Origin of the sequence: Acidovorax sp. PRC11, assembly GCF_031844105.1 — a bacterium.
Classification (GTDB): Bacteria; Pseudomonadota; Gammaproteobacteria; order Burkholderiales; family Burkholderiaceae_C; genus Paracidovorax.
Map to the genome: position 1 here is coordinate 1 of NZ_JAUZUQ010000024.1, position 19,084 is coordinate 19,084.

At 71.8% G+C, this 19,084-nt stretch carries 13 protein-coding genes; 7 read left to right on the forward strand and 6 right to left on the reverse strand.

What is annotated here, in order from left to right:
• The first annotated feature begins 163 nt into the window (after positions 1-163).
• Complete coding sequence (locus tag Q9R47_RS20655) at positions 164-808, forward strand: LysE family transporter (RefSeq protein ID WP_311234993.1); 645 nt, start codon at positions 164-166, stop codon at positions 806-808.
• 54 nt (positions 809-862) lie between these two features.
• Here Q9R47_RS20655 and Q9R47_RS20660 read toward each other — a convergent pair whose 3' ends face one another.
• The 3 genes from Q9R47_RS20660 to Q9R47_RS20670 are packed head-to-tail and all read right to left on the reverse strand — an operon-like array spanning position 863 to position 3,275.
• Entirely contained in the window at positions 863-1,744 is an 882-nt protein-coding gene (locus tag Q9R47_RS20660) for a LytTR family DNA-binding domain-containing protein (protein WP_311234994.1), read from the reverse strand.
• Positions 1,723-2,889, reverse strand: coding sequence for a histidine kinase (locus tag Q9R47_RS20665; protein ID WP_311234995.1), 1,167 nt, complete (start codon positions 2,887-2,889; stop codon positions 1,723-1,725). The genes Q9R47_RS20660 and Q9R47_RS20665 overlap by 22 nt, the downstream gene beginning before the upstream one ends.
• Positions 2,890-2,930: 41 nt before the next feature.
• Entirely contained in the window at positions 2,931-3,275 is a 345-nt protein-coding gene (locus Q9R47_RS20670) for a 2TM domain-containing protein (protein ID WP_311234996.1), read from the reverse strand.
• A 366-nt stretch (positions 3,276-3,641) separates the two neighbouring features.
• On the opposite strand from Q9R47_RS20670, the gene Q9R47_RS20675 reads away from it, so the two are divergent.
• The 6 genes from Q9R47_RS20675 (at position 3,642) to Q9R47_RS20700 (ending at position 15,468) form a co-directional block, all read left to right on the forward strand.
• Entirely contained in the window at positions 3,642-5,108 is a 1,467-nt protein-coding gene (locus Q9R47_RS20675; protein ID WP_311234997.1) for an efflux RND transporter periplasmic adaptor subunit, read from the forward strand.
• Positions 5,109-5,129: 21 nt separating this feature from the next.
• Positions 5,130-8,252, forward strand: a complete 3,123-nt coding sequence (locus Q9R47_RS20680; protein WP_311234998.1) for an efflux RND transporter permease subunit — start codon at positions 5,130-5,132, stop codon at positions 8,250-8,252.
• Entirely contained in the window at positions 8,249-11,464 is a 3,216-nt protein-coding gene (locus tag Q9R47_RS20685; protein ID WP_311234999.1) for an efflux RND transporter permease subunit, read from the forward strand. Before Q9R47_RS20680 ends, Q9R47_RS20685 begins: the two co-directional genes overlap by 4 nt.
• The gene (locus tag Q9R47_RS20690; RefSeq protein WP_311235000.1) at positions 11,461-13,014 is read left to right on the forward strand and encodes an efflux transporter outer membrane subunit; all 1,554 of its coding nucleotides are present in this window, start codon (positions 11,461-11,463) and stop codon (positions 13,012-13,014) included. Before Q9R47_RS20685 ends, Q9R47_RS20690 begins: the two co-directional genes overlap by 4 nt.
• A 65-nt stretch (positions 13,015-13,079) precedes the next feature.
• Positions 13,080-13,904 carry an undecaprenyl-diphosphate phosphatase gene (locus tag Q9R47_RS20695; protein WP_311235001.1) on the forward strand — a complete coding sequence of 275 codons (825 nt, stop codon included), beginning with the start codon at positions 13,080-13,082 and terminating at the stop codon, positions 13,902-13,904.
• Between the two features lie 235 nt (positions 13,905-14,139).
• Positions 14,140-15,468, forward strand: a complete 1,329-nt coding sequence (locus Q9R47_RS20700) for a diguanylate cyclase domain-containing protein (RefSeq protein WP_311235002.1) — start codon at positions 14,140-14,142, stop codon at positions 15,466-15,468.
• Positions 15,469-15,550: 82 nt separating this feature from the next.
• Here Q9R47_RS20700 and Q9R47_RS20705 read toward each other — a convergent pair whose 3' ends face one another.
• The 3 genes from Q9R47_RS20705 to Q9R47_RS20715 all read right to left on the reverse strand — a co-directional run bounded on the left by Q9R47_RS20705 (position 15,551) and on the right by Q9R47_RS20715 (position 19,040).
• Positions 15,551-17,029 carry an FAD-binding oxidoreductase gene (locus Q9R47_RS20705; protein ID WP_311235003.1) on the reverse strand — a complete coding sequence of 493 codons (1,479 nt, stop codon included), beginning with the start codon at positions 17,027-17,029 and terminating at the stop codon, positions 15,551-15,553.
• A gap of 297 nt (positions 17,030-17,326) precedes the next feature.
• A complete protein-coding gene (locus Q9R47_RS20710; protein ID WP_311235004.1) occupies positions 17,327-18,148 on the reverse strand; it encodes an alpha/beta hydrolase in 822 nt (273 codons plus the stop codon).
• Between the two features lie 64 nt (positions 18,149-18,212).
• Positions 18,213-19,040: a proteasome-type protease gene (locus Q9R47_RS20715; RefSeq protein WP_311235005.1), complete on the reverse strand. Its 828-nt coding sequence runs from the start codon at positions 19,038-19,040 to the stop codon at positions 18,213-18,215.
• Positions 19,041-19,084: the final 44 nt, after the last annotated feature.

Below are 19,084 nucleotides of genomic sequence, written 5' to 3' on the forward strand. Positions count from 1 at the left end.
CTCCGCTCGCGCCGGCCCCTACCCCGGCACCGGCCCAGGCACCCGCGGCCGGCCGCAGCGCCGGCAACGACGAGTGGGAAAGTTTCTGAGCACCAGCGCTGCACAGCAGGGCGGCGGGCCGTTACCATCGCGAGACATCCGCCACCCCACCGCACCCTGCACCATGGACGCCCTGCTGTTCGCTCCCGTGGCCGTCGCGATTTCGCTCACGCCCGGCCCCAACAATTTCTGCGGCCTGAACAACGGCATCCGCGCCGGCGTGGGGGCGGCGATGGTGGCCACCATCGGCCGCGCCGCGGCGTTCGCGATCTTCCTCACGGTGTCCGCCGTGGGCCTGGGGGCGATGCTGCTGGCATCCGAGGCGGCGTTCACCGCCGTGAAATGGGTGGGCGCGGCCTACCTGTTCTGGCTGGGCTGGCGTGCATGGAACAGCCGGGAGTTCGGCGGGCTGGACCTGGTGGAAGGCGGCGAGGGCGCCGCGACGCCGGCCGTCCGCACGGCACCGCCGGCCCTGCGGTCGCTCGTCGCGCAGGAATTCCTGCTCGGCATCACCAATCCGAAGGCCATCATCCTGTTCGCGGCCGTCTTTCCGCAGTTCATCGATCCGGCGCAGCCGGCCGCGCGGCAGTTCCTGGTGCTGGGCTCCGTCTACCTGCTGGCCGAGTTCGTCTCCACCGCCGTGTACGCGAGCTGCGGCCGGCAGATCCGCCGGGTGATCCGCTCGCAGCGCGGCGTGGTCCGGCTCAACAAGGCCACGGGCGGCTTCTTCATGGGCGCGGGCGGGCTGCTGCTGGCCGCCAACCGCTGAAACCGGGGGGCCTGCGCCGGGCGCTGCGCGCGGCGAGGCGGCGCGCGCGCGCCGTCACATGGGCTTGAAGCGGTGCGCGTGCAGCCGGCTCACCGGCAGGCGCTCGGAGCGCTCGCGCAGGTGCAGGTGCAGCCGTCCGGCCTCGTCCCGCTCCACTGAGGCGATGGCCGTCGCGCGCACCAGGGTGCCGCGGTGGACCTGCCAGAAATCATGGGGCTCCAGCTGCGCCGCGAGTTCCTTGAGCGGCGTGCGGATGAGGTATTCCTGCTGCGCCGTGAGCACGCGCACGTACTTGTCGGCGGCCTCGAACACCAGCACGTCGGCCACGGGCACGAAGTGGATGCGCGAACCGCTGCCGGCCTGGATGACGGCGAGAGGCCCGGCCTCCGCCGGCCGGCGGGGCTGCGGCCGGTCCGCCACGCCGGACGGCGAGGCCCCGCCCGGCACCAGGCCGCGCAGCTGTTCCAGCAGCGCCTGCAGGCCCGCCTCGGCCCGGAGAGTTGCCTGCGGCCCTTCCCCGGCGGCGTCCGTGGGCCGGGCGGCGCGGCCGGCCAGCGCCGCCTGGATCTTCTGCACCGTCTTGAGCAGCCGCGGGCCCTGCACGGGCTTGAGCAGGTAGTCCAACGCCTGCGCCTCAAAGGCCTGCACGGCGTACTGGTCGTAGGCGGTCACGAAGACCAGCGCGGGAAAGGGCGCGATGTCGAGCGGCCAGGCATCGGCCAGTTCCAGCGCGGCTTCCAGGCCGCCCAGGCCGGGCATGCGGATGTCGAACCAGAGCACGTCCGGGCGCAGCGCCAGCGCCTGGCGCACGGCGCTGTGGCCGTCGCCCACGGTGGCCACGATCTCGAGCGCGGGCCAGGCCCGGGCGAGTTCCAGCCGCAGGGCCTCCGCCAGCAGGGGTTCGTCTTCGGCGATCAGGGCGCGGGCGGATGGCATGGCGGCGGGGTGTGCGGGGAGAGAGAGGACGTCGGGGCGGCCGGGGCCGGGGCCGGCACCGTCAGCGGAAGGACGATGCGCACCCGCATGCCGCGGCCCGCATCGCCCGGGCCCAGTTCCAGCACGGCGGCAGGCCCCTGCAGCGTGGCGAGGCGTTCCCGCACCTGGGCGAGGCCGAAGCGGCTGCCGGCCTGCGCGGGGTGCCGGCCCAGGCCGGCACCGGTGTCGAGCACGGTCAATTCCAGCTGGCCCGGCGTGCCGGCCAACGTGCGCGCGGCCACCGCGATGCGCCCGCCCTCCACCTGGGGCTCCAGCCCGTGGCGGATCGCGTTCTCCACCAGCGGCTGCAGCAGCAGGGGCGGCACGGGCACGGCGCGCAACGGCTCGGGCAGATCGAGGGTGTAGGCGAGCCGCGCTCCCATGCGCACGGCCATGAGCTCCAGGTAGTCGCGCAGCAGCTCGAATTCATCGGCCAGCGGGTGCGCCGTCGTGCGCGAGGCCCCCAGGGTGGCGCGCAGGTAGGCGATGAAGTGGTCCAGCATGGCCTGGGCGCGCGCCGGGTCGACCGCGATGAGCATGCGCAGGTTGGCCAGCGTGTTGAACATCATGTGCGGCTCCAGCTGCGTCTGCAGCAGCCGCAGGCGCGCTTCGGCCGCGTCCCGCTGCGCCTCGGCGATCCGGCCCTCCAGGTAGCGCGCCTTGCCCTGCATGTAGAAGAACAGCGAGATCGCCACGCAGGCGAGCACCGTGGTGAGAACCGCGGAGCCCGGAACGCCCGGCGGCGGGGCGGTCTGCTGCGCCAGGCCGATTGCGCGGCCGTAGGCGTCGCCGATGGCCGAACCGATCTGGAAGCCGATCGTGCCGCCCACGGCCACCAGCGCCCAGCCGCGCCAGCCCGCCGGCCAGGGGATGGGGCTGCGGCGCGTGAGCCAGAAACGGCCCGCCTCGATGAGCAGCCAGCTGCAGAGGCCGATCGAGAGCGAATACACCGCCTGCGCGTGCCAGGGGCCCCGGCCGTAGCCGACCTGGATGGCGGCGATGGCGCAGCAGAAGGCGACCACGAGCAGGCCGTGGCGCACGATGTGGCGCGACCCGGCGGCGGGCACCGGAAAGGGCGGGGAGGGCGCGGAGGACGGATGCGGCATGGGCACTGCGCCGCGATTGTGCGCTCCGGCCGCGGGGCCGGTCACGCCTGGCGGCCGCGCAGCGCGGTGCGTTCGCGTTCCAGCAGGCGGCGGTAGAGGCCTTCGCCCGGGTGGGACAGGGCCACGGCGGCGCCGTGCGCGAGCAGGCCCACGCCCCAGCCGAGGGCGGGGAAGACCGCCCAATGCCGTCCCTGCCACGCGGAAAGCGCGGCCAGGCCGAGGTTCACGCACAGGTAGACGCCGGCATGGATGAGCCAGCCCAGCTTGGCGCCCGCGCGGCGCCGGGCGAGGCGCTCGGCATCGCCGGGCAGTCGGCCGCCGGTGGGCGGAGCGGTGTCGTGGGCGGAGCGGGAAGAGCGGGAGGAGGGCGTAGGGGTGGATGGCATGGAGACTCCTGGAGCGTGGCGGGCGGTGGGGGCCGGGCCTCGCCGCCCCGAGGCAGGGGCCGCGGATCTGCCCGGGACATGGCTGCACTGTGGCCCCCTGCGCTCCCCGGGGCCAGCGCGGTGCGACGAAGCGCCCGCCGGGCGGCGCGGAATGCGCCGGCGCGGCGCGGGCTGCAGGCCGCGGCGCCGCCGGGGCCCGCCGCGGCGGCCGGCCGGTGTAGGGGATTTACGTTTCTTCGCATGCCGGCGGAAAAAACGCCACGTTGAGCTTCTACGATCGGGGGCGCCGGGCACCGCGTCCGCCGGACCGGCCGGCCGTTCCGCGGCCGCCTGCCTTCCGTTCGTCTTGCCACCGCTTCCCACGCCATGAGTCCCAACGATCCCCACGCCGCTCCTCCCGCTGATCCCGTGCCCGGCCCCGGCAGAGGGGCTCCGCGGCCTCCGGGGCGGCGCGCGCGCTGGCTCGGCACCGGCGTGGCCCTGCTGGCGGTGGCGCTGCTCTGCGGCGGTGCATGGTGGCTGGTGCAGCGCTCCAAGGCGCCCGAGGGCGGGGCGGGGTTCCCCGCGGCGGGCGGCCCCGGCGGGCCGGCACGGCCCGCAGGCCCCGGCGCGGGCGCCGGAGGCGGGCGCGCGATGGTGACGGTGGGCGACGCCACGGTCCGCACCCTGCGCCTGCCGGTGGCCATCGAGGCGCTCGGCACGGTGACGCCGGTGACCACGGTCACCCTGCGACCGCAGGTCTCGGGGATGCTCACCCAGGTGCTGTTCACCGAAGGGCAGATGGTGCGCAAGGGCCAGGTGCTGGCGCAGATCGATCCCCGGCCCTTCGAGCAGGCGCTGATGCAGGCCGAAGGCACGCGGCGGCGCGACGAAGCGCAGCTGGAGAACGCGCGCATCACGCTCGAGCGCTACCGCACGCTGCTGTCGCAGGACTCCATCGCCCGGCAGGACGTCGACACCCAGGCCGCGCTCGTCAAACAGCTGGAGGGCACCGTGATGACCGACCGTGCGCAGGAGCGCACCGCCCGGCTCAACCTCGGCTACACCCAGGTGACGGCACCGGCCGCGGGCCGCATCGGCCTGCGCGCGGTGGACGCGGGCAACTACGTCACCACGGGCGACACCGCCGGCATCGCCACCATCACCCAGACCGCACCGATCGACGTGGAATTCACCGTCACCCAGGACCGCGTGGCCGACGTGCAGACCGCGGCCGCCGAGGCCGGCGCGGCCGGCCTGGCGGTGGTGGCGAAGGACCGCACCCGCGCCCAGGAGCTGGGCCGCGGCCGCTTCTCCACGCTGGACAACCTGGTGGACACCGCCACCGGCACGGTGAAGGCCAAGGCGCGCTTCAGCAATGCCGACGGCCGCATGTTCCCCAACCAATTCGTGAACGTGCGGCTGGAGCTGCGCGAGCTGGAATCGCTGGTGGTGCCGGTGACGGCGGTGCGCACGGGGGCCAACGGCGACTTCGTGTACGTGATCAACCAGGACCGCACCGTGACGCTGCGCAAGGTGCGACGCGGCCAGTCCACGGTGGAGTGGGCGGCGATCGCCGAAGGCCTGCAGGCCGGCGAGCGCGTGGTGACCGAAGGCGGCGACCGCCTGCGCGACGGCGCGCGCGTGCAGCTGCAGGGCGACGGCGCTCCGGGCGCGCAGCAGGGCGCTTCCGGGCGGCGCGCGCGGGCCTCCGGTGCGTCCGGGCCCACGGGCGGGGCGGGTGCCCGCGGGGTCGAGGGCGGCGGACACCGTCCCCACGGGCCGCGTGCTAGCGCCGAAGGCGCTTCCGCGCCGGCGGCCCCGGCGTCCGCGGCTTCGTCCGCCCGGCCCTGATCCGACGCGCCGCCGCAGCCCATGAGCCCGTCGCGTCCCTTCATCGAGCGGCCCGTCGCCACCGCGCTCCTCATGCTGGCCATCGTGCTGGCGGGGCTGGTGGGTTTCCGCTTCCTGCCCCTGTCGGCACTGCCGCAGGTGGACTACCCGACCATCCAGGTGCAGACGCTCTACCCCGGCGCCAGCCCGGAGGTCATGAGCCGCAACGTCACCGCGCCGCTGGAGCGGCAGTTCGGGCAGATGCCCGGGCTGGCCCGCATGGCCTCGACCAGCGCGGCGGGCGTCTCCATCGTCACGCTGCAGTTCGACCTGGGCCTGGCGATCGACGTGGCCGAGCAGGAGGTGCAGGCGGCCATCAACGCCGGCTCCTCGCTGCTGCCCACCGACCTGCCGGCCCCCCCGGTCTACGCCAAGGTGAACCCGGCCGACGCGCCGGTGCTCACGCTGGCGATCAGCTCCGATACCTTGCCGCTCACCGAGGTGCAGAACCTGGTCAACACGCGCCTCGCGCAGAAGATCAGCCAAGTGCCGGGCGTGGGGCTGGTGACGCTCGCGGGCGGCCAGCGGCCCGCCGTGCGCATCCAGGCCGACACCAAGGCCCTGGCCTCCCACGGGATCGGCCTGGACACGCTGCGCAGCGCGATTTCCGCGGCCAACGCCAACAGCGCCAAGGGCAGCTTCGACGGGCCCCAGCGCGCCTACACCATCAACGCCAACGACCAGCTGCTCACGGCGGAGGACTACAAGCGCCTCATCGTGTCGTGGAAGAACGGCGCGCCGGTGCGGATGGTGGACGTGGCCCGGGTGGTCGACGGCGCCGAGAACGACCGGCTGCGGGCGTGGGCTGGTGAGCGGCCGGCGATCATCCTCAACGTGCAGCGCCAGCCCGGCGCGAACGTGATCTCCACGGTGGACAGCATCCAGCGCCAGCTGCCCGATCTCCAGGCCGGGCTGCCTGCCAGCCTCGACGTGCAGGTGCTCGCCGACCGCACCACCGGCATCCGCGCCTCGGTGCACCACGTCGAGATGGAGCTGGTGCTCGCCGTGCTGATGGTGGTGCTGGTGATCTTCTTCTTCCTGCACAGCCTGCGCGCCACGGTGATCGCCAGCCTCGCGGTGCCGATCTCGCTCATCGGCACCTGCGGCGTGATGTACCTGCTGGGCTACAGCCTGAACAACCTGAGCCTGATGGCGCTCACCATCGCCACCGGCTTCGTGGTGGACGACGCGATCGTGATGATCGAGAACATCGCGCGCTACATCGAGGAGGGCGAACCGCCGTTCCAGGCCGCGCTCAAGGGCGCCACGCAGATCGGCTTCACCATCATCTCGCTCACCGTGTCGCTGATCGCGGTGCTGATCCCGCTGCTGTTCATGAGCGACGTGGTGGGGCGGCTGTTCCGCGAGTTCGCGGTGACGCTGGCGCTCACCATCCTGATCTCGGCGGTGGTCTCGCTCACGCTGGTGCCGATGATGTCCGCGCGCTGGCTGCGGGCCCTGCCCGACACCCCGCCGCGCGGCGTGGGCGGCGCGATCCAGCGCGGCTTCGACCGGGTGATCGTGCGCTACGACGGCTGGCTGCAGTGGGTGCTGCGCCACCAGGGCGCCACGCTGCTGGTGGCGCTGCTCACGCTCGCGCTCACCGTGGTGCTGTACGTGTTCATCCCCAAGGGGCTCTTCCCCACGCAGGACACGGGCCAGCTGCAGGGGCGGCTGGTGGCCTCGCAGGACGTGTCGTTCGAGCGCATGAGCACCCTGCAGCAGGCCGCCGCGCGCGAGATCCTGCAGGACCCGGATGTGGCCTCGCTCAGCTCCTTCGTCGGCGTGGACGGCGCCAACAACACCATGCTGAATACCGGCCGCATGCTCATCAACCTGAAGCCCGGCCGCGATGCCCAGGGCACGGTGATGCAGCGGCTGCGCGACCGGGCGGCGTCGGTAGCGGGCGTCACGCTCTACCTGCAGCCCACGCAGGACCTGTCGATCGACGCCGAGACGGGCCCCACCGAATACCGCGCCACCCTCGGCGGCGTGGATTCCGCCGAGGTGAATGCCTGGGCGAACAAACTGGTGGAGCGCCTGCGCACGGTGCCCCAGGTGCGCAACGCCACCACCGACGCGGGCGCGCAGGGCCTGTCGGCCTTCGTGGACATCGACCGCGCGACGGCCGCGCGCCTCTCGGTCACGGCCAGCGCGGTGGACGACACGCTCTACAGCGCCTTCGGCCAGCGCATCGTCTCCACCATCTTCACCGAGACCAACCAGTACCGCGTGATCCTGGAGGCCCAGCAGGAGGGCCTCTCCAGCCCCGAGGGCCTGGGCACCCTGCAACTGCGCACGGGCGGCGGCGCGCCGACGCCGCTGTCGGCCGTGGCGACGATCCGCGAGCAGCCCGCGCCGCTGCAGATCACGCGCGTGGCGCAGTACCCGGCGGCCACGCTCGGTTTCGACAAGGCCGAGGGCGTGTCGCTGGGCGAATCGGTGGACGCGATCCGCGCCGCGGCGCGGGAGATCGGCATGCCCGCGGGCCTGTCGCTGCAGTTCCAGGGCGCGGCCGGCGCCTACGAGAAATCGCTCACCAGCCAGCTCTGGCTGATCCTGGCCGCCATGGTCTGCGTCTACATCGTGCTGGGCGTGCTCTATGAGAGCTACGTGCACCCGCTGACCATCCTCTCGACGCTGCCCTCGGCCGGCGTGGGCGCGCTGCTCGCGCTCATGGTCACGGGCAACGACCTCGGGGTGATCGGCATCATCGGCATCATCCTGCTGATCGGCATCGTCAAGAAGAACGCGATCATGATGATCGACTTCGCCATCGACGCCGAGCGCGGCCAGGGCCTGCCGCCGCAGGAGGCGATCCACCAGGCGGCGCTGCTGCGCTTCCGCCCCATCCTGATGACCACGCTGGCCGCGCTGTTCGCCGCACTGCCGCTGATGCTGGGCTGGGGCGAGGGCGCCGAGCTGCGCCGGCCGCTGGGCCTGGCGATCTTCGGCGGGCTGGTGCTGAGCCAGCTGCTCACGCTGTTCACCACGCCGGTGATCTACCTCGCCTTCGACCGGCTGGGCCGCCGCTGGACGGGCCGGGGCACGGCCGCGGCGCCCGAGGTGCCCGCTGCACCACCCGCAGCGGAGGGCCGGCCGTGAACCTCTCGCGCCCCTTCGTGGAGCGGCCCGTCGCCACCGTGCTGCTCACCATCGGCATGGCGCTCGCGGGCATCGCGGCCTTCTTCCTGCTGCCGGTGGCGCCGCTGCCGCAGGTGGACTATCCGGCGATCTCCGTCTCGGCCAGCCTGCCCGGCGCCAGCCCCGAGACCATGGCCACCAGCGTGGCGACCCCGCTGGAGCGGCGCCTGGGCGTGATCGCGGGCGTGAACGAGATGACGTCCTCCAGCTCCAGCGGCTCGGCACGCGTCAGCCTGCAGTTCGACCTGAACCGCAAGATCGACAGCGCCGCGCGCGAGGTGCAGGCGGCCATCAACGCCTCCCGCGCCGACCTGCCGGCCACGCTGCGCAGCAACCCCACCTACCGCAAGATCAACCCGGCCGATTCGCCGGTCATCATCCTCGCGCTCACCTCGAAGTCGCGCACGCCGGGCGAGATCTACGACGCCGTCTCCAACGTGGTCAGCCAGCGCATCTCGCAGGTGGACGGCGTGGGCGACGTGGAAATCGGCGGCGGCTCGCTGCCCGCCGTGCGCGTGGAGCTGCTGCCGTTCCCGCTCAACCGCTACGGCATCGGCACGGAGGACGTGCGCGCCGCGATCCAGGCGGCGAACGCCAACCGCCCCAAGGGCGCGATCGAGAGCGACGGGCGGCGCCTGCAGATCTACACGCCGTCGCCCTCGCGGCGCGCGGCCGACTATGCCGATCTCGTCATCGCCTGGCGCGACGGCGCGCCGGTGCGCCTGGGCGACGTCGCGCGGGTCGTGGACGGCGTGGAGAACACCCGCACCCTGGGCCTCTTCAACGGCGAGCCGGCCATCATCGTGCTCATCACGCGGCAGCCCGGCGCCAACATCATCGAGACGGTGGACGGCGTGCGGGCGCTGCTGCCGGCGCTGCAGGCGCAGCTGCCGCAGGACATCCGCATCGCGGTGGCATCCGACAGCACCAATTCCATCCGCGCGTCGCTGCGCGAGATCGAGGTCACGCTGATGGTCTCGATCGCGCTGGTGGTGCTGGTGGTGGGCCTTTTCCTGCGCAAGGCGCGCGCCACCGTGATTCCGGCCGTGGCCACGGTGGTGTCGCTGCTGGGCACCTTCGGCGTCATGTACCTGCTGGGTTTCAGCCTGAACAACCTGAGCCTGATGGCGCTCACGGTGGCCACCGGGTTCGTGGTGGACGACGCCATCGTCGTGCTGGAGAACACCGCCCGCCACATCGAGGCCGGCATGGACCGCATGGCCGCGGCGCTGCAGGGCGCGCGCGAGGTCGGCTTCACGGTGCTGTCGATCAGCCTCTCGCTGGTGGCGGTGTTCATCCCGCTGCTCTTCATGGATGGCCAGGTCGGGCGGCTGTTCCGCGAGTTCGCCGTGACGCTCTCGGTGGCGGTGGCGATCTCGCTGGTGATCTCGCTCACCACCACGCCCATGATGTGCGCCTGGCTGCTGCGCTCGGAGGCCGAAGAGGCGCGCCGCCGCGGCGGGCCGGCGAAGCCCCCGGGCCGGTTCTCGCGCGCTGCGGCACGGGCGCAGGACGCGGTGCTGCGCGGCTACGGCCATGCGCTGGACTGGGCGCTGGCGAGCAAGGCGCTCGTCATCGCCATCCTGCTGGCCGTGATCGGACTCAACGTCTACCTGTTCAGCCACATCCCCAAGGGATTTTTCCCGCAGCAGGACAACGGCCAGCTGGTGGCGGGCCTGCGCGCGGACCAGAGCATTTCGTCCGGGGCGCTGGCGGACAAGCTGCGGCAGGCCGTGGACATCATCCGCAAGGACCCGGCCGTGGACACCGTGGTGGGGTTCTCCGGGGGCGGGCGGGCGGGCGGCGGCTTCATGTTCGTCAACCTCAAGCCCGTGTCCGAGCGCAGCGAGCCCAGCATGGCCGTGATCGACCGGCTGCGGCCGCAGCTCGCGGTGCTCACCGGCCTGCGGGTGTTCCTCTCGCCCGTGCAGGACCTGCGCATGGGGGGGCGCTCCAGCAATTCGACCTACCAGTACACGCTCAAGAGCGACAACCTCGCCGACATGCGCGTCTGGGCGACCCGGTTGGCCGAGCGCCTGAAGCAGGAGACGCTGCTCACCGACGTGGACACCGACCAGGCCGACAACGGCTCGGAAACCTTCGTCGAGGTGGACCGCGACAGCGCCGCGCGCCTGGGCGTGAGCGCCTCGGCCGTCGACGCGGCGCTCTACAACGCCTTCGGCCAGCGGTCGGTCGCCACCATCTACGGCGAGCTGAACCAGTATTCCGTCATCATGGAATGGGCACCGGAATACACGCGCGGCCCGCCCGCGCTGAAGGACATCTTCGTGCCCGCCAACCTCTCGGGCACCACCGGCTCCCCGGCCAACCCGGGGCAGCGCGGCGCCTCCACGGGGCAGGTGCTGGCCACCGCCACGCAGACCATGGTGCCGCTCTCGGCCATCGCGAAGGTGGTGGAGCGCTCCGCGCCCACTTCCATCAGCCACCAGGACGGCGAGCTGGCCACCACCATCTCCTTCAACCTGGACGGCAACACCTCGCTCAGCCAGGCGCGGCAGATCGTCGAGCAGGCCGAGGCCGACATCGCCATGCCCACCAACGTGCGCGGCAGCTTCGAGGGCACGGCGCGCAGCTTCCAGGAGACCCAGGGCCAGCAGCTCTTCCTGATCCTGGCGGCCATCGTGGTGATCTACATCGTGCTGGGCGTGCTCTACGAGAGCCTGATCCATCCCGTGACGGTGCTCACCACGCTGCCCTCGGCGGGCGTGGGCGCGGTGCTGGCGCTGCTGCTCTTCAACATGCAGTTCACCATCATCGCGCTGATCGGCGTGTTCCTGCTGATCGGCATCGTAAAGAAGAACGCCATCCTGATCATCGATTTCGCGCTGGAGGCCGAGCGCGCGCGCGGCCTCTCCTCCACCGAAGCGGTGCGCGAGGCCTGCATGCTGCGCCTGCGCCCGATCCTGATGACCACGCTGGCCGCCGCCCTGGGCGCGCTGCCCCTGGCGATCGGCTTCGGCCAGGGATCGGAGCTGCGCCAGCCCCTGGGCGTCGCCATCATCGGCGGCCTCGTCGCCAGCCAGCTGCTCACGCTGCTGACCACGCCCGTGGTCTATGTGCTGCTGGACCGGCTCCGCCGCCCCTCCGGCAACGAACGCCACCTCTCCCGCGCCGCCGACGCCGCGCCGGCCGCGCCCGCGCAACCATCATGACCCTCTCCGCTTCTTCCGCCGCCGTGTCCGCTGCTGTGCCTGCTGCTTTGCCCCTGCGATCCCCGGGCCGTGCGTTCCACCCACCGCGACCGCGCACATCGCTGCTGGCGCGCGCCTGCGCCGCCGTGCTGCTGCCCGCCTGGCTGGCCGGCTGCTCCGTCGCGCCGCCCTACGAGCCCCCCGCGCTCGCCACGCCCATGCCCACCGCCTTCAAGGAGGCCGGCGCCCTCTGGCAGCCCGCCGCCCCGGCCGACGCGATCGACCGCGGGGCGTGGTGGACGCTGTTCGGCGATCCGGACCTGGACCGCCTCGCCGCCCAGGTGCAGGTGTCGAACCAGAACATCGCCGCGGCCGTGGCCGCCTACGCCCAGGCGCAGGCGCTGGTGCGCGAGCAGCGCGCCGGGCTGCTGCCGGGCGTGAGCCTGTCGGCCAGCGAAACGCGCTCGGGCGGCGTGGGCTCCGCGCGCCGCGGCACCACCGCGCAGGCGGCGCTGGGGGCGAGCTGGGCGCCGGACGTCTGGGGCCGCCTGGGCAGCACGGTGGACAGTGCCCGCGCCAGCGCCCAGGCCAGCGAGGCGGACCTGGCCGCGGCGCGGCTCTCGGCCGTGGGCTCGCTGGTCACTGCCTACTTCCAGCTGCGCGAGGCCGATGCCGAAACCGACCTGCTGCGCGCCACCGTGGACGCTTACGAGCGCAGCCTGCGCATCGCCCAGAACCGCTACGACGCCGGCGTGGCGGCCCAGTCCGACGTGCTGCAGGCCCGCACCCAGCTCGCGAACGCGCGCGCAGATCTGGCCACCGTGCAGCGCAACCGCGCCGGCTACGAACACGCCATCGCGGTGCTGGCGGGCCAGCCGCCAGCCGCCTTCGCGCTGCCGCCCGGCACCTGGGTGGCCCGCGTGCCCGAGGTGCCGGCGGCGCTGCCGTCCACGCTGCTGGAGCGGCGGCCCGACATCGCCGCCGCCGAGCGCGCCGTGGCCGCCGCCAACGCGCAGATCGGCGTGCAGCGCTCCGCCTACTTCCCGAGCTTCAGCCTGACGGCCTCCCTGGGGCGCAGCGGCGCCGGCCTGGGTGATCTGTTCAGCGCCTCGGGCGCGCTCTGGTCGCTGGGCCTGTCGGCCGCGCAGACGGTATTCGACGGCGGCGCCATCGCCGCGCGCGTGGAACAGGCGCGTGCCGCCCGCGAGGCGCGCATCGCCAACTACCGCCAGACGGTGCTGGGCGCGTTCCAGACCGTGGAGGACCAGCTCACCGCCGTGCGCACGCTGCAGGCGCAGGAGCCGCTGCGGCAGGAGGCCGTCTCGGCCGCGCAGCGCACCGAGGAGCAGCTCCTCAACCGCTACCGCGCGGGCCAGGTGGGCTACACCGAGGTCGTCACCGCCCAGGTGGCGGCCCTCTCGGCGCGGCGCGCGCTGCTGCAACTGCAGGTGAACCGGCAGCTCGCCGCGGCCTCGCTGGTGCAGGCGCTCGGCGGCGGCTGGCAGGCGCCCTGGAGCGGCACGGGCGCCGCCGCGGCCATGGCCGGGCAGGGGGCCTCCGTGCCCCGATAATCCGCGGCTGCCGTCCGTTTGCCGTCGTGCGTTCGTCCGTTTGATTGATTGATTGAAGGATTTCCGTGGATTCCATCCTGCTGGCCAAGGCCGCCATCATGGGCGTGGTCGAGGGCCTGACCGAGTTCCTCCCCATCTCCTCCACCGGCCACCTGATCCTGGCCGGCGCGCTCCTCGGCTTCGACGACGAGAAGGCCAAGGTCTTCGACATCGCGATCCAGACCGGCGCCATCTTCGCGGTGATCCTGGTGTACTGGCAGAAGATCCGCGAGACGCTGGTGGCGCTGCCCACGCAGCCGCAGGCGCAGCGCTTCGCGCTCAACGTCCTCATCGGCTTCCTGCCGGCCGTGGTGCTGGCGCTGATTTTCGGCAAGGCGATCAAGGCGCACCTGTTCACGCCCACGGTGGTCGCCACCACGTTCATCCTCGGCGGATTCGTCATCCTCTGGGCCGAACGGCGCGCGCCCGGCGCGGTGCGCGTGCACTCCGTGGACGACATGACCCCGCTCGACGCGCTCAAGGTCGGCCTGGTGCAGTGCCTCGCCATGGTGCCCGGCACCAGCCGCAGCGGCTCCACCATCATCGGCGGCATGCTGCTGGGCCTCTCGCGCAAGGCCGCCACCGATTTCTCGTTCTTCCTCGCGATCCCGACGCTGATCGGCGCGGGCGTGTACAGCCTCTACAAGGAGCGGCACCTGCTCTCGATGGCCGACCTGCCGCTCTTCGGGGTGGGGCTGCTGTTCTCGTTCGTGAGCGCCTGGCTCTGCGTGCGCTGGCTGCTGCGCTACATCAGCACCCACAGTTTCGTTCCGTTCGCCTACTACCGCATCGCCTTCGGCATCGTGGTGCTGATTACCGCCTGGGGGGGCTTCGTGACCTGGGCGGACTGAGCGGCCTGCGTCAACCGGCAAGGTACGCGATCCCGCCAGGTGGGACGGCTCATATCATTCCATAGCACGCACTGCTATGAAAAAGATGAAAGTGATAAGCTGCCGCCACATTTGAGTTGAAGACCCCGGACCGTGCGTCACCGCCGCGAGGGGGATGGAGCAGGCTGTTGCCGGGCCTGCCGGTGCCCCCGCATGCGGGAGCCGGCCGGCCACGCGTACGAGGAAACCCGTGGCCATGACGCCGATCGAATTGCCGTTGGAGGGCACGCTTTCCGCCGCCGGGCCGTTCCCCGGCCTGCCGGATTCCGAGGTGCTGCAGGTGCTCACGCGCAATGTGGGCGCGACGGTGGCCGTGGTCAGCCGCGCCCTGCGCGTCGTCTACGTGAACGACGAGTACGCGCGCTGGTTCCGCGCCGCGCCCGAGGACATCGTCGGCAAGACCCTGATCGAACTCTATGGCGAATACAACTATTCGCGCTTCATGCCCTATGTGCGGCGGGTGCTGGCCGGCGAGCGGGTGAGCTACCAGCGGCTGGTGCTCGACCCGGAGGGGCGCGAATCCTGGCGCACCATCTGCGTTTCGCCCTGGCGCGATGCGCGCGGCGGCATCGCCGGCTTCGTCACCGCGGCGCTCGATGTGGACGAGCTCCAGGTCGCCATGAACGCCCTGAGCGCGGCCAACCAGCGCCTCGCTTCCCACATGGACAACAGCCCGCTGGCCGTGCTGGAGATGGACGACCAGCTGCGCGTGCTGCGCTGCTCGCGCCGCGCGATCGAACTCATGGGCTGGCAGGATCTGGTGCAGGTCGAGTGCCGCCGCCTGCACGAGCTGCCGGGCACGGCCGCGATGGAGCAGCATCTCTCGCAGGCGTTCTCGGACCTGCGTTCGGGCCGCACCACGCGCAACCGGGTGGAGTCCTGCGTGCGCCGGGCCGACGGCTCGGAGGTGCACTGCGAGTGGTTCAATTCCGCGCTGACCGACGCCGGCGGCCGCGTGACGTCGATCATGTCGCTCGTGCAGGACATCTCCTCCAAGATCGAGATCGCGCGCCAGCAGCACTACCTGGCCAACCACGATTCGCTCACCGGCCTGCAGAACCGCTCGGCCTTCCACAGCCGCTTCGAGCACTCCCTCTCGCGGGTGCGCTCGCGCGGGGGCGCCGTGGCGCTGCTGTTCATCGACCTGGACGGCTTCAAGAAGGTCAACGATGGGCATGGCCACAAGGTGGGCGACGAAGTGCTGCGCTGCGTCGCGCACCGGCTGGCCCATACGGTGCGCGGCAGCGATACAGTGGCGCGCCTGGGTGGCGACGAATTCCTCGTGATGCTCGACACCGACGTGGAAGCGGACCTGGTGGGCCAGATCGGCGCGCGCATCGTCTCGGCGCTGGCCGAACCCATGGAGGTCGACGGCCTGGCGCTGCAGGTGGGCGCGAGCATCGGCGTGGCCATGCACCCGCCGCTGGAGGGCGACATCGAACTCCTCATGACCCAGGCCGACCAGGCCATGTACGCCGCCAAGCGCACCGGCCGCGGCTGCGTGCGTTACGCCGGACAGGCCTGAGGCGCCGCCGGGCGCCAGTGTGCGGTGCGTTGGGCTGCAGTGCGCCGCGCCCGTGCAAGGCGCACGGCGCGGGCCCACCGGGTCAGGGCAGCTTCACGCTCTGCGCGAAACGGAAGAAGTTGCCCGGGTCGTACGCCTGCTTGACCTGCTGCAGGCGCGCGTAGGTGCCGGTGCCCCAGTAGGCCTGCGGATAGTCCACGAGCGAGCCGTCCGGATAGTTCTGGTACACCGCGCCGGTCAGGAAGGGACGCATCAGGTCCATGAAGCCCGCGAGCCATGCCTCCATGCGTTCGCGTTCGGCGGCATCCGTCCAGAACACGTCCGCGACGAGGTCCGCGTCCACGTTCCGGTGGACGAATGCGCTGTCCGTGGCCGGGTAGCGCTGGATCGCGCCGCCGTACGGCTCCAGGTAGAACATCGAATAGGTGTTGGGCGAGGTCACGAAGTAGTCGATCGCCGCCTGCCACTGCGCTTTGGTGAGCGTGCGGCCGATGTAGCCGCTGGACTTGCTCTCGCACACGTGATCGGGCAGATCCTGGGGAAGCTCGTAGGGGTGGTCCTCCAGCCAGTGGTTCATCTCCGGGTACGTGCCCGACTTGTCCACCAGCAGCCGCGCGCTCGGCACCGCGAGCAGGGGGGCGATGGCGGCCCGGCCGGCGTCGGCCGTGCCGCAGTACATGCCCTGGATCATGAACACCGGTTTCCCGTCGCGGAAGCCCAGGTTCATCATGTAGCCCAGCGCATCGGGCGCGCCGGTGCGCATGAAGTCCTTCTGCAGCAGCACCAGCACGTCGGCCGCGTCGGCCGCGTCCCAGCCGATCGACCAGGCCCACACGCTCGGCAGCGGCTCCATGCGGTAGGTCACCTGCAGCAGCACGCCGAAGTTGCCGCCCGTGCCGCCGCGCAGGGCCCAGTAGAGGTCCGCATGCTCGGCGGCACTGGCCGTCACGATGGTCTCGCCGTCGGCCAGGAGCACGCGCATCGATTCGACCATGTCGCTCTGGATGCCGAACCGGCGCGAGGTGTAGCCGTAGCCGCCGCCCTGCACGAAGCCGCCCACGCAGACGTTGCCGCAGGCACCCGTCGGCACATGCCAGCCGGTGGCGCCCATGGCGCTGTTGAAGTGGTCGAAGTCCGTGCCCGGCAGCACATGCACGCGCTGCGCCCGGGTGTCGAGGGTCACGCCGCTCAGGCCCTTGAGGTCGATCACCATGCCGCCGGTGTTGACCGAATAGCCCGCCGTGCTGTGGCCGCCGCAGCGCACGGCCACCCAGAGCTTCCAGGTCTGCGCGAACTGCACGCACAGCTTCGCGTCGTTCTCGCTCTCGCAATAGGCGATCAGCAGCGGGAAGGCCTGGAAGGCCGGATTGGATTCCTGGCGGTCTTTCGCATAGTCGGCATCGGTGGGCAGCACGACATGGCCGGCCATGGCCTTCTCGAGCGCGGCCAGCGCCTCCCAGGGCCAGGGGGAATCGGTCGGCGTGTTCGCGGCGGCCCGTTGCAGCAGGCAGGCGATGCGCCCGTCCTTGGCGCGGCGGGCAGGACTCTTGCGTTGGGCCATGGTGTTTTTTCCCCTCGGTGGTTGGGCTTGATGGACAGCTCTCGGTCTTGGCGGGCGGGCAGGAGCCCGGCTGCAGAGGGCCCGCGCCGCCATGTATGTGTCTACATGTAACTCGCCGACGGGGCAGTGTAGGGGATGGCTGTGAAAAGCGCGCAGCGAAGGGTCCTGCGGGCGTTCCATGCCGCGGAAGCTGGGGTAGACCCTGGCGCCACCCCCGGGCGTGCAGCGCAGGAAGCCGGGCAGCGGATCGGACCGACAGCGGCGCACCATCCTCCGGGGAGGACGGACGCGTGCGCTTCAGGCCGTGGCGCCGGCCAGGTTCAGCACCGCGGCTTCGATCGCCGCCGCCGTCGCGCGCGGCTGCTCCATGGGGAAGAGGTGGCTGCCGTCCAGCATGGTGATGCGGCCCTGCGTGACGCGGCGCGTGAGGTCCATGCCGACCTGGCGCAGTTCCTGGGACGCCAGGCCCCCGATGAACGCGGCCGGGCAGCGCAGCGGATGGGTGGCGAGCAGCCGGCCCAGGTTGTGCGGGAGGGTGTTGTAGATGGCGGTCTCCACCTCGCGCTCGAAATGCAGCGCCAGCCCGCCCTCCGCATGCGGACGCAGCCCTTCGGCCACGTAGTCGCGCAGCACCGCCTCGTCCCATTGCGCGAACGCCTTCTTGCGCCGGAAGTGCTCCAGCGCTTCTTCGGCACTCTCCCAGCGGTGCCGGCGCGCGCGGCTGATCTTGCCCGGCGACACCGCGCCCACGACCTGCGTGCGCTTGGCCATGCCGAGCGCGCCCGCGCGCCAGCCGCCGATGAGCGGCGAATCCACCATCACCACGCCGCGGGCCAGCTCCGGATGCCGCGCCGCGGCCATCACGCTCAGGAACCCGCCCAGCGAATGCCCCACCAGGAACACCGGCCCGCCCGCGCGCTCGGCCTGCTCGCGCGCATAGTCGGCGAGCTGCTGCACCAGGGACGGCCAGTTGCTCGTGACCGGGTAGCGCTCGTCGTGGCCGAAGCGGTCCACCGCGTTCACCTCGAAGCCGCGCTCGCGCAGATGGCCGAAGAGCACGCGGTAGGTGCCGGCCGGAAAACTGTTGGCGTGGGAGAAGACCAGCGGCAGGGGACGCATCGAGGAGTGTCCGGCAGGACGGTGGGGAAGGTCGGGTGAAGGACCGGGCCGTGGCGCCCGGGGGTCAGATGAGCCGGTCGTCCGGGGTGACGATCTTGCGCAGCGGACGGCTGCGCGCCGGCTCCGCCAGGATCGGCACCTCGGTCGCGCCGCCGTCCCAGGCCGGGTCTTCGATGCTGTCGAACACCTGGCGCAGCCGCTCGCCCCAGCTGCTGCGCAGTGCCCGGAAATACGGGTTCTCCTCGTCGATGCAGACGATCTTGTCGGTGGCGAGGCGCCCGGCCTCGTACACCACCAGGTCCAGCGGCAGGCCGACCGAGAGGTTCGACTTCAGCGTGCTGTCCATCGACACCAGCGCGCACTTGGCGGCCTCGTCCAGCGGCGTGTCGGGCGTGAGCACGCGGTCCAGCACCGGCTTGCCGTACTTGGACTCGCCCACCTGGAAGTAGGGCGTCTCGGTCGTCGCTTCGATGAAATTGCCGGCCGAGTACACCTGGAAGAGACGCATCCCCTCGCCCTGGATCTGGCCGCCGAACACCAGCGACACGTTGAAATCCACGCCCGAGCGCTTGAGCGCCGCGCCGTCGCGCTCGTGCACGTGCCGCACGGCCGAGCCCAGCACCCGCGCCGCGTCGAACATGCTCTTGGCGTTCCAGATCGTGATCGGCTCGGTGGCGTCGCGGTCGAAGAGCTGCTCGGTCTGCAGGATCTCGCGCACCGACTGCGAAATGCTCAGGTTGCCGGCCGACAGCAGCACCATGAACCGGTCGCCCGGCCGCTCGTAGATCATCATCTTGCGGAAGGAGCTGATCTGGTCGAGGCCGGCGTTCGTGCGGGAATCGGACAGGAAGACCAGTCCGGCATTGAGCTTGATGGCGACGCAATACGTCATTGGGGATGATCGGGGAAAGGAAGGCGAAGGGGGGAGTGTAGTGG